Raw genomic sequence first — 12,693 nt, 5'->3', positions numbered from 1 at the left:
ACCTCCAATACTCTAGTGAATAGTCGTTATATTATAAGTGCGTGTTCAAAAAGGAGGATAAAAGTTCGGGGAGCAATAGTCTCAAACCTTTTGCGTATGCAGTACGTTTGGGACCGGACTTGCACAGGACGTGCGCGATTTTAACAGAGGTGCAGGCGTACTATTTATTCCCTCTAGAGGTAAATCGAGAAAAGACTTACTAATGTTAAACGTCCACCTACTCAAGTAGGTGGATTTAGACATTCATGTTGACGACTTAAAGTCGTAAAACGAAGACTCAAGTCTTCTCCTTTGATTAACGATACAGATTATATTTTATCTGCAGATTGAAGGTTCACTTTTGTTCCTATTTCGTCATATTCCCACAATTGAAGAGCAGCACCTATCATGCCCCCTAAGTTTCCTTTGTAGGCAGCGAAAATATCAACGCCTTCTACTAATGAAGACATGGCTCGCTTTTTCATTTCCGCTTTTATTCCATCAATAAGAGGTGCTCCTGCTTCCGCTACCCCTCCGCCAATAATAATGGCTTCTGGATTAAATATATGAACGAGTGATGCAATCGCTGATCCTAGTGCTGCAATTGCTTGATTCATAACAAGTGCTGCTGTAGGATCACCTTTTATCCAATCGGCAATGATTTTTTTTGCCTCGATTGGAGTAGTTCCTATTCCTTGTTTCATAAGAAGTTCTTGCATTCTCCACGCAATACCCGTACCTGACGCATATTGTTCAAGGCAGCCGATACTCCCGCAATGACAAGGAACACCGTTAAAATCGACTGTCATATGGCCGATTTCAGCGGCACCTCCCCAAGCACCGTGAATGATTTTTCCATCTATGAGAATAGCTCCGCCAACTCCTGTTCCGAGTGTTAAACAGATGACATTTCTTTTATTTTGTGCAGCTCCTAAATATTTTTCAGTTAGGGCCAAGCAATTCACATCATTATCGACAATCACCGAGGCAGTAAATTCATGTTCCAATTCATCCTTTAACTTCGTTCCAGTATAGCCAGGAATTAATGAATTAGCATAGCGGATACTCCCTTTGTTCCAATCGATTTGACCAGCACTGCCAATGCCAACTCCCTTTAATGAAGTACCATCAAATGAATAGTGGTATTCATTCAAAAGCTTAGAAATCAATGTTTTCACTTGGTTCAGCACCTCTCCTTGCTGAGCAAGGGTCGGCAAATGATGCTGTAAAAGGATCTGACCATTTCGATCGATTATTCCAGCGTTTATCTTTGTTCCTCCAATATCAACACCGATGGCAAAATCTGCTGAGGGAACGAATTCGATTGGAGTCATATTCGCTTACCTAAAAGGGAGTCATCATTGCCACAGACTGCTTCTATAAATTTGGCCATCAGTAGTTGTTGCCTTGTGATGACACGCCCAACTGTACCAGCCACTTCTATCACTATTTTCTTCAACGTATCACCAACATGTAAGGGTTCTTCCTGAAACACGTGGCAAGTAATGGTCAATCTTTTTTCGGAAAATTGCGAATCCATTCCCTTCACCTCACTCTTACACTTTTTGCATCACTGATATAATCCAAGATTTTTTGGTTTAATCTTTCTATGGAAGCCTCATCCGACTTTCTTATTGGCAATAACGGCAGACGCGGTTCTCCGCAATCAATTTGGCGTAGCTTTAAGATCGCTTTACAAGCACCATAAAGAGAAGGGTAGGATAATAATTCTGAAATGATATCGTTTACTTTATATTGCCAATGTCGTGCTTCCTCGATATTTCCTTCTTGAAAACACTGTTCAATCTTCAAAAACAACTCAGGCATGACACCATACGTACCGCCAATCCCTCCATCTGCCCCGATCATTCTACCCGCAATGTATTGTTCATCTGGTCCGTTAAAAACAAGGAAGTCTTCTCCACCAATTGCTTTAAACTGCTGCAGCTCGTATGTGCTTTCAGATGAAATTTTCACACCAATTACTTTCTCTTGTGCGGCCATTTCTTTCAGTAGCTCTGGAGAAAGATGGAACCCTGTAGTTTGAGGAATATGATAAATAATAAAAGGAAGATCTGTGCTGTCAATCATACTTTGCCAGTGTTGTTTTACACTAGCAGGAGAGAGACGGTAATAAATAGCTGGGACAGCAGAAATCGCATCCGCGCCTGCCAGCTCTGCATGTTTTGCCAGCTCCACACTATGCTTCGTAGACGGACTTCCAACATGGGCAATGATGGTCAGTTCTTTTCCCACTTCCTCCATGACAGCACCCAATACAAGTTTACGTTCTTCATTGGTTTGGAGCATTCCCTCTCCAGAACTTCCGCCAACATATAATCCTTTTACGCCACTATCTGCATAATATCGAGCCAGTTTTTTCACACGCTCATAAGAAACTTCTCCGTTTTGATCATAACAGGAGTACATCGCAACAAAAATCCCTTTGAATTTTTCTCTATTAATTCTATTCATACTACCGCCTCATCCCTCATTAAATTTCAATTATCTTTGCTTTATTTGAAGTAATTCCATTCACAGGGTTTTTCCCTTTTAATTTAGAAGCCTTTCGTTCCATACTGACAAATGCTGTATTCGCGAGCCACATAAGCGAATATGCCAACAAGCTGAAACTAAAGAACGGAAAGAGCCCAGGAAACTGGATCATGATCATGCTGAAGACAGTGATGACGGCAGCCATGCTGATGACATGAAATGGGTGGGAGATGGCAGTAATGGCTGCATATTTTATGACATTGGATAGTTTAATCTCAAAGTGGACATATACCGGAATAACAAACAGTACCGTCATCAAATATGCGACGCACATTGTCGAAACTACGAAAAATAATACGATTTGGATTGTATCATTTCCCCCTCTAAATAATTGGAGATAATAAAAAAGACTAAATCCTGTCACAACAATAACCCATCCCAATATATTGGCCTTAAAAAAAGAAGCACGGTACAGATTCCAAAATGTACGAAAAAGAGGAAATTCTGTTTGTTTATTGATCCATTTCCTGCAAATCGCAAACATTGTAAATGTGGCAGGAAAAATGCCTCCTACGATAAGCCCCAAAATGCAGAAAAGTATCCATATTAATTGAACAAAAAAGAATCTTGCAATCCATTCCATGACCGTGTTTAATTTCCCCATGTAGCCGCCCGTTTGAAACATTTTCCCACCCCATTTTTTTCTGAGCATCTATTGTCATGTCGATGCTATCAAAGTTTACTTATCATTTTTTCTTTGTCTCTGACAGGCACGTTTGCTTCTACCAACTGTTGAAAACGAACAGCCAGTATTTTATCGCCTTCAGCATTTGGATGCAGCCCGTCAGGCATATACTTTTCATACTCTTCTCCAAACATTTCAAGACCGTCTAAATAATACAAATTTTGATCACCATGCTTCTTCAAGATGTCAATAACTTGTACGATTTCTTTTCTTGTCTTTTCAAGTGATAAACCAACTTTGTTTTCTGTTTTTTCATATTCCCTGTTAAAAATAGGAGAAATGATCGCAATTGGCACATCTTTTTGTTTATCTCGGATGATTTGGATAAAGCCCATTAATGCTGGTGCAAACGTTCGATCTGAGAGCGCGTTTCCTCTTACAATGTTGATTCCTACACACATAGATATAAAATCAACAGACATATCGCGGATCATCCGCGCTACCGGAGGTTCCAAAAAACAATTCCCACTGTATCCAAGGCAAGTAAGATTAAAGTCCATCTCATTCGATGCAAGCGCAGGCCATGTTTGGGAAGGGCTCTCAGAATAATAACAATGAGTAATCGAACTTCCATAAGTAACCCAGTGCAAGCGTGAATCCTCTACAAGCTCCCACTTTGCGTGCTCATCAATCCAAATTCCAGTAATAGGTACAGCCATTTTTTGTGATAAATATAGTTCGATCAGCTTTGTTTCGTCTGAAAGACCATCAAAGTGTACAGAAGTATCTCCTTTTGAGATGTGAGCAGTTTTGTATAGAGAACCGTTTATTAAACAATCCATCTGCATAAACTCAGCTGCGTCCAATATTCCAATGTTTATAATTTTCGTATTACTACGAATTACTATTCTGACACCAGCAGGAAGCTCTGCCTGCCCGCCAATCTCGTTTGGTAAAAAAATCTCAGCTTGCTCAAAAGGAATTCTCCAAGGTTTCATATACGTTTCTGTTTTTTCAATTGAGATGGCCCCATGAAACATTTTTTCAGATAATGGCAGTTGTTGCACAGTAATCACTCCAAATCAGTTTCATAGTTAAAAACCTAAGATTTCAGCCATTCTAATGTAAACGTACAAAATTGTATGTCCATGTTATTCCAATCAGAGTAATCATAAACACGTTCATATAGGACGCCAATTTCACCATTCCTAAGGACAGTTAAGCAAGAATATCCATAATAGCCGTCTTCTATCACTTTACTGTATGGCCATGTCTTCCCACCATCTTCACTTAAGCGAACGGTTCCTTTTACTCTCGTTTTTTCATCATCTGGATTAGAGAATAAAACACGTACCTTGCCATCACCCAAATCAGGATAAAGCACAACACTTGACTGACAAGTCGGATCGACCAATGCCATATCAAACGTCACTTCTCCCCATGTTTCTCCGCCATCAGTACTTGTTGTAACAGCTGTTCTTTGAATTCCATAATGATTACGTAAATAATATTTCAATTCACCTGTAGGCAATTCAATCACTTGAGACTCTGTCAAATATTGTTTACCTTCTGAGATTGTTTCAGCAGACAGAATTTCTCCGTCCAATTCTCTGCCATCATTTGGCGATTCCCCACGTTTCCATGTAACCCCATGATCATCACTATAAATACAAGCACAAGATAGGTGACCTGCTTCATTAGAGAAGTATATTGGAAAAACTAATCTGCCTGCATGTTTCCCTTGCTTTAGTTGAATCCCACAGCCTGGACCTGAACCGATAAACTTCATCCATTCCTCTTTCACCATGACATTCAATTCTCTAGGTTTCGACCAAGTACGGCCATCATCATCACTCTGAATGATTTGTAAAAAGCAAGATCTCGCTTCTAGTAAACTTTCATTAGGATCGATGCCTTTCTTTAAATAGATATTTCCGTGTTGCTGATTATCTTTAAAAACATTCCCTTGTTCGTCTACTGTATAGTCTGTTACATTATTGTCTGAATCATAGACTTGCCCACTGTTTGCAAGGAAATAACATTGACCATTTTGATCATACAATTGCTTGCGCCCATCTGAATCAAAGCCAATTCCTGAGCCACTATTCCAAAGTCCAACTCCACCTGGAGTATGGCAGAAAATCATAAATATCGTGCCGGTTTCTCCATCTTCTAAAAGTGCTGTATCAATTGCCGCTGCTCCATCTAATCCTTCTCCTGGATAGGCAACTAATTTTTGCGCAGGTCCCCATGTTTCTCCGTTATCCTCACTACGGCGAATCGTCACGTCAATTTTATTAGGGTTGTCTCTTTGATCAACAAGCCTTGCATCGATTCCTGCAATGACAGTCCCTTTCGATGTTGTAATCATAGATGGAATTCGATAAGATTTAGAATCTGCAAAACCTGGATAAAAGATTGCTTCTTTCTGGATATTGGACATGTGAATATCTCCTTTTATTATAATAATATAGATACTCCAATTTCATTTAAGCTGTAATATGTAATAAAAAACGTTCATGAGTGTCTGATCCCAACTTAGGCGATGAAAAAGGTTCAGGTTCTCAATTTGTATCACCTTATGAAGGGGGCGGTGCGGAGCTGATTTTGCAAAGCCCGCCCCTTTTCTGTGTTATTTTTCTGATAGTAGGCATATTGTTGTCACCTTATCAAGATTCCTCCATTAAAACGACAGATCATTGAAGACAATAAGACCGCTTATTATGATAGGGTCATACCTAATCATCTACCATATACCGTTTTTATTACGTCTCAGTGACACAATCAACCGTGTATAGAGTGTAAAGTAGACCCTTTCATAGAAAACCTCTTACTTACTTATTGCTTCATTAAATCTGATACTTTATCTGATTTATCCATCTCTACAAGGATATCTTGTCCGCCGTTATTCAACCAATTTTCAATATATTTATCCCATTCTTTATCGATGTCAATTTCCCCTACAATCGCTTTCATTCTAAATTCATCAACAACTGTTTTTAATTGTCCTTGGTAACGCAACTTCATTTCAGCCATTTTTGTTTTATTCAAGACATCCCATTTATATGGACGAATTAACATATTTTCTTTTACATCATCTCGAGCAAAGTATTCTTTTCTAAGATTCATTGTATATTCTGATGTAAACCACTGTACTCTTTCCTTATCATAGGTACGGAAGTTATAACCCCAGAAGCCAGAATTTCCTTCTTCAGCTGCATATTCAGGGCGTACCTTTAAGGCAGATTTTTCAGGCTCGCCTTCCCAATCTGAATGAACGCCAACTTCGCCATAAAGCGTCCATCTTGCCTCATTATCAAAGTTGATATAGTCAAAAATTTGGAGAATTCTTGCTAGTTCTTCATCTGTTACATTTTTTGAAACATAGAATGCATCCGCTAAATTACCAACTGGTATAAATGAACCAACACCTTGCTGTCCATCTTTACCAATTTCCGGTGCAGTAGCCAGTATTTTAGCAGTAGAGTTTGGATTTTCTACAAGATTTTGTGGCGCTCGTCCTTTAGTCCAATCATCCATGGCAAGATATGAAGATTGTGCAATATAGTAACCGATTTTTCCTTGCTTGTATTTTTCCCAACTCTTATTTAAATCAAGTGTTGTAAATTCAGGATCAATTAAGCCCATATCATACCATTTAGCTAACAACTTAAGAAATTCTTTATATTTCTTAGAAATCTCTGTAACTACTAATTTATCATCTTCGATAAAATTGTAATCAGGAGCTAATCCAAATGATCCCATTAAAGAAGCTGCCCAGTGCATTTGGTCATTATATGGAGAAATTCCATACGTATCATTTTTGCCATTTCCATCTGGATCATTAAATGTAAACGCTTTTAAAATTTCTTCTACTTCTTCAAGTGTATAAGCTTTGTCTGTATAATAGATTTTCTCACGTCCACCGCTTGGGCCAACTTGTTTAATTTCCCCTGGTGGTTCAAATCCCAATTTTTCCAACCAGTCTAGACGGAATGTTGGTGTCCAAGTTAATCCATCAACATGTGAATATAAACCAATTAATTGTAAATATTCATTATCTGAACCCTTTAGTAAGTTCATTTCTGGTCCTGGTGGGTTTTCCCCTAACATTTTCATATAGCGAGGCGCATACTTTTCAAGCATCTCTTTTGGAATCGTTCTTGTTAATCCTGCATCAAATAATTCCTGTGGTGTTTTTCCCCCCGCAGTAAAAGCAAATGTATCAGGTAATTCACCAGAAGCAACCATTAAGTTCACTTGGTCTTTATTCCAAGTATCTACTTTTGTGTTTTTAATTTTGATGTTAAATTGTTCTTCTAATCTCTTTTGAACATAGTTATCATCTTCCGCTTTTCCTTTTGTAATTGATCCAGATAAGCTTAATTCAAGTTTATCTGAATAATCCCCTGAATCTGGCAAACTTGCAATATCGATTTTTTCCCCTGAAGTAGCTTCATTATTGGAGCAAGCAGTTGTTAGAAGTAACGCACTTGATAAAGCTGTGGCTGACAGAACTTTTGCATATTTCTTCATTGTGTATTCCCCCATTATCCTTTTAATGAACCTATCATAATGCCTTTAACGAAATATTTCTGTACAAATGGATAGATTAAAACAATCGGGCCGATGGAAATGATTACCGTAGCTGCCCGCACATTACTTAACAACAAATCTGAATTGGACGAGCCGCCTCCACCCATTTGGCTATTCGCTTGTGTAAGATCCATCGCTACAAGCATATCTCTTACGACGGTTTGTAAAACATCTAATGAATCGTCTTGTATATAAATCAAAGCATGGAACCACTCATTCCAATGATAAACCGCTGCCCAAAGTGCTACAGTGGCGATAACAGGTTTCGATATTGGAATAATGATTTTAGTTAAGATTTGGAAATAATTAGCACCATCAACAATCGCTGATTCTTCAAGCCCTTTATCAATCGTCATAAAATAGTTTCGCATGATGATGATAAAGAAGACATTGACCGCTGAAGGCAAGATTAATGCAAAACGGCTATCAATTAAACCAAGGTTTTTAATTAGCAAAAATTCAGGAATCATACCTCCTGAGAAGAACATCGCAATCAAGAAAAAGATTGTAAAAAAGTTTCGATATGGTAAATCTTTTTTTGAAAGCGGATATGCAGCTAATACTGTAAATGAAACAATTAATACCGTCCCTACCACTGTTCTAATAATTGTATTTAAATACGCGACCATAATATTTTGGTATGAAAATACAAATGTATAAGCATCTGGTATCCATTTATCCGGCCATAAATTAATTCCGAGACTAGAAGCAGATTCGGCATCTGAGAAAGATAAAACAACTGTCTGCCAAAATGGGTACAACACGATAATTGAAAATAAGGTAAATCCTGTCACATTTAGAATATCAAATAAAGATATTTTACGTTTTTTTACCGCCATCTTTATATCCTCCTTCCTACCAAATTCCGTGTTCGCTCTTTCTTCGAATGATCGCATTCGCGGTGAGGATAAGTGCTATACCAATAACGTTTTTAAATAATCCTACTGCTGTTGCATAATCAAATTGGAATTGCTCTAATCCACTTCGATACACATATGTGTCGATAATGTCGGCAACCTCATATACTAGTGGGTTGTACAAGTTAAGAATTTGATCGAAACCGGCATTTAATACTGCCCCTAGTCGAAGAATAAACATAATGATAACCATTGGCATAATCGATGGAAGAGTAACATGAATCATTTTACGAAATCTTCCTGCTCCATCTATTTCCGCTGCTTCATATAATTGAGGATCTATGGACGTGATCGTAGCCAAATAAATAATCGCTCCCCAGCCCAACTCTTTCCACATATCAGTAAGAATTAATATCGGGATAAAAGAACCTTTATCAGACATAAAGTTAATGGCCTCTCCACCAAAGAATGTAATAACATAGTTGATAATTCCTCTTTGCGGAGAAAATACTTCAATCACCATCGCTGACAAAATAACCCAAGACATAAAATGTGGCAAGTACGAGATCGATTGACTCACCTTTTTAAACTTTTCACTTTTGATTTCATTTAATAAGATTGCAAAAATAATCGGTGCTGGGAAAACAATTAATAACTTTAATAGACTAATAACGACTGTATTTTTCAAAGCCCTAATAAATAAGAAATCGGAAAACAATCTTTTAAAATGTTCAAAGTTATTCCATGGACTATCCCAAATACCTAAGCCAGGAGAAAAGTTTTTAAATGCGATCAAAATTCCATACATTGGAATGTAATGAAAGATAAATAACATGACCATCGGAATAGCCATCATAAAATAAAGCATCTTCATTTTCTTCATTCTAACCCAATTAATATTTTCTTTACGCTTGGGCTTTGATTCTACCGCCCTTTCCCTTTCTATTGCTGTTTGCATGATATTTCCCCCTCTCTCTATTCTTTTATTGAAAGCGTTTACTATTTTCAGAATAATATAAAATCAAAACAGATAGTTCTACTATATTTAGAAAAAATATCACTATTTTAAGCATTAGTAAAAATAGTGTAAAGAATATTTCATTCTATCTGCAAAATGAAGCTATCGGATTTATATTTATAAATCCGATAGACTAAGTATTATTTGTTATACAAACAATGCCCCATTCGAAGTCTGACTCCCATTCACAGTACTATATCTAGATAATTTAAAACACAAATCAAACTAAGATAGGATTGTGAAGAGAGCTGACTCCATGACTTTTGGGACACCCTTTACATAAAAAATTATTTAACAATTGGAATAACGATTGAAACTTGTGTACCTTCTCCGAACTTACTTTCTATGTTAAGACCATATATACTTCCAAAATGAAGCTTGATCCTTCCATTAACATTGTAAATACCTGATTTATTTAATACCGCTGCGAAAAGATATGCTTTCACCTTTGAAAGATCCTCTTCTCTTATACCAATGGCATTATCTTTTACACGAATATGCACCGTATCTTCAATACGTTTACAGGAAATATGAATGGTTACCATATTCTTTGTTTTTCTAGCTCCATGGTGAATCGCATTTTCAATAACTGGTTGGATAATCAACTTAACCGTTTTAAAATTTAATACATCATCATCAACATCCCAAATACATTCAAAATTATCAAAACGATATGACATAATTTTAATATAAGTCTTAGTATAGGCCAGCTCATCTCTGATTGCGATCATTACCTGTTCTTTATTCGTAATGAATCGAAACAGCCTACTTAATGAAACAATCATATCTACCGATTTATCCGTTTCATTTGACTCAACGAGATAAATCAAATTGTCCAAAGTATTATATAGAAAGTGTGGGTTAATCTGCGACTGTAAAGCATTGATTTGAATCTCCCGCTTCTCATATTTTAGCTGGATGCGCTCTTTATTCGCCTCTAGCGATTCATGTATTAACTCTTCCATTCTCTGAATCATCGTATTGAAGTTTCTAGTTAGTGTATCCACCTCATCAATTCCTGAGAATTGTTCAGCAATCTCATGATGAGAACCTTTTAAATCGAAAGTATTGAATAATTCATTTAACTGACCGAACGGCCTCAATATTCGTTTAGAAATCCAGTAGGAAAAAACGAGTAACAACAGGAATATGATGAATAACAAATAAAGATTGCTGATAAACAATTGATTGACCTGCTTTTGTATATCAGAATAATTATATTTAGAGATAAATTTCCATCCTTGTTCTGTTATTTTTGTACTATAGATATGGTCATTTAAACTTTGAATATGGTCATTTTCTAATAAATCTTCTGTCACTTCCAAAACGCCGCCAATTTTCATTGGATTTTGATGGGAGATAATTCTATTATTCTTATCTACTAACAGCAAATCCAGGCCTGGTTTTCGCCAATTTGAATAAAAGTTTGATAGTTGATTACTATCAATATCTACCGTAACGTATCCAATCACCTCTGAATAATTATCGGGTGAAAATATCGGCATCCCCATTATAATTGTACTATTATTGAAATGGTTTCTTTCCAACGTATAACTTATTTTTCGACCAGAATGTAATAAAAGTTGATAAAATTCATCATTTAATTGATTCGGATGACTATAGCTATTCGTGTACAAAAATTCACCGTTTTGATTATAGATCCATATATTCTGTTTCATTAATTCGGAATATTTCTTTTTATCCAGCAACTCAGACCCTATCTCATCCTTTTTTTCCTCTTGTACTTTATACTGTAGTGGATTATCTAAGGCGATCCTCGCCATAATTAGCTCTCTCTGATTGATTTCATTACTCATAATCCTTGCCATTTTTTCATGTACTGTGTGATAACTTTCCTGCAAATCCTCCAAAACGATTTTAGAAGTTTGCCAATAAAAGATCACCATAAATACAATGAGAGGCAACAAAATGGTCATTAAAAAATAAAAAAAGAATCGTTCTCGTAAGCTCATTTTAATGTGTCTTTTATCATTTTTTTGCAAGAGACTGCTATAACTTTTACTTTCTTCATGCTCTTTTAAAGATGTTAATAATTTATATAAAGGCTGAAGCACTTTTCTACCAACTATTCTTGAAAAAATATAAGCAATTAATACAGTAAAAAGAAAAATCAGAGCAATCACTTTCAACGTTGTTTGCATTTGCTTCGAATAATAGCCTATTTGTTCCGCATAAATGAGTTGAAACTTATAAAAAGGTATACTTGAATAATGAAGTTCCACATCTTCTTTCTTTGATAGCAATCCTTTTTTACGCTGTTCCAATCTATCGATCTCATGAGGAATATTTCCATCTACTTGATTTCCTTTAAAAAGCATCGTTCCTTTTCTGTCATATAATGCAATTTGATCTGCATAAAAGATATGATCATCTAAATTATTCATATTCATTATAATTAGGATGACCCCTTTAAAATGGCCGTCCGCTGATACACTATTAGCTCCAAAATACATTTGGTTATTCAAGTCTTTTGAAGTAACATCCTCTTGCCAGTTCTTATCACCTAACAAAGGATGCTCGATCATCTTATTTGTTTCACCAATGGAAACAAAATGATAATTACTCTCCACTTCACTTTTTAATTTCATTCCATTAAACTTGTAATCCACGTATTTACTGTCTGAACTGAATTGGGATTCTGGTGTAATAATCAGAATACTATCAATGAGTTTGTTATTCTGTTTGATTGCATACAAGTATTCCTCAAGACTCTTCATCTGGTAGTACTTATCGGAAGGACTGAGTTCCGAACCTGTCAATTCATCTATATATCGAATTACAATCTCATTTGCCTTTAAGTTGTTAATCGTTTCATACATATTATTAAACTTGAGTTGTATTTCATTAGAAATTTGGTCTATCCTTAATTGGGTAGTGGCTTCTTTTTTTTCTTCAATAAAGTCTTTTATTTTCACATAATAAATAGAACTTAATAGCAAAAGAAAAATGAATACCACAATCAACGAAAACATCAGTAAATAGTTTCGAAAAGGGTATTTCCCTTCTATTCCTGTTTTTTTCCTCATGCTATACCTCCACGA

10 protein-coding genes are annotated in these 12,693 nt (G+C 36.3%); all 10 read right to left on the bottom strand.

All coding sequences use genetic code 11. The features are described 5' to 3' along the window. Positions 1–308: 308 nt before the first annotated feature. The 10 genes from JNUCC23_RS02995 to JNUCC23_RS02950 all read right to left on the bottom strand — a co-directional run bounded on the left by JNUCC23_RS02995 (position 309) and on the right by JNUCC23_RS02950 (position 12,678). Positions 309–1,313 carry an ROK family protein gene (locus tag JNUCC23_RS02995; protein WP_454214224.1) on the bottom strand — a complete coding sequence of 335 codons (1,005 nt, stop codon included), beginning with the start codon at positions 1,311–1,313 and terminating at the stop codon, positions 309–311. Next, complete coding sequence (locus tag JNUCC23_RS02990; protein ID WP_454214222.1) at positions 1,310–1,519, bottom strand: hypothetical protein; 210 nt, start codon at positions 1,517–1,519, stop codon at positions 1,310–1,312. Before JNUCC23_RS02990 ends, JNUCC23_RS02995 begins: the two co-directional genes overlap by 4 nt. 5 nt (positions 1,520–1,524) lie before the next feature. Continuing rightward, the gene (locus JNUCC23_RS02985) at positions 1,525–2,454 is read right to left on the bottom strand and encodes a dihydrodipicolinate synthase family protein (RefSeq protein ID WP_454214220.1); all 930 of its coding nucleotides are present in this window, start codon (positions 2,452–2,454) and stop codon (positions 1,525–1,527) included. Between the two features lie 19 nt (positions 2,455–2,473). Beyond that, entirely contained in the window at positions 2,474–3,160 is a 687-nt protein-coding gene (locus JNUCC23_RS02980) for a YesL family protein (protein ID WP_403074876.1), read from the bottom strand. A 47-nt stretch (positions 3,161–3,207) separates the two neighbouring features. Next, entirely contained in the window at positions 3,208–4,227 is a 1,020-nt protein-coding gene (locus JNUCC23_RS02975) for an SGNH/GDSL hydrolase family protein (protein ID WP_454214218.1), read from the bottom strand. A gap of 35 nt (positions 4,228–4,262) precedes the next feature. Then, positions 4,263–5,603: a sialidase family protein gene (locus JNUCC23_RS02970; RefSeq protein WP_454214216.1), complete on the bottom strand. Its 1,341-nt coding sequence runs from the start codon at positions 5,601–5,603 to the stop codon at positions 4,263–4,265. Positions 5,604–5,998: 395 nt separating this feature from the next. Next, positions 5,999–7,696 carry an ABC transporter substrate-binding protein gene (locus JNUCC23_RS02965; protein WP_454214214.1) on the bottom strand — a complete coding sequence of 566 codons (1,698 nt, stop codon included), beginning with the start codon at positions 7,694–7,696 and terminating at the stop codon, positions 5,999–6,001. 14 nt (positions 7,697–7,710) lie between these two features. Beyond that, a complete protein-coding gene (locus JNUCC23_RS02960; protein WP_062184669.1) occupies positions 7,711–8,595 on the bottom strand; it encodes a carbohydrate ABC transporter permease in 885 nt (294 codons plus the stop codon). Positions 8,596–8,611: 16 nt separating this feature from the next. Next, complete coding sequence (locus JNUCC23_RS02955; protein WP_403074887.1) at positions 8,612–9,571, bottom strand: ABC transporter permease; 960 nt, start codon at positions 9,569–9,571, stop codon at positions 8,612–8,614. A 347-nt stretch (positions 9,572–9,918) separates the two neighbouring features. Continuing rightward, a complete protein-coding gene (locus JNUCC23_RS02950) occupies positions 9,919–12,678 on the bottom strand; it encodes a sensor histidine kinase (protein ID WP_454214211.1) in 2,760 nt (919 codons plus the stop codon). Positions 12,679–12,693: the final 15 nt, after the last annotated feature.

The sequence above is a fragment of the Peribacillus sp. JNUCC 23 genome (assembly GCF_053653995.1).
The sequence above is the reverse complement of the archived record's forward strand: the minus strand, read 5'-3'. Positions and strand labels throughout refer to the sequence as shown.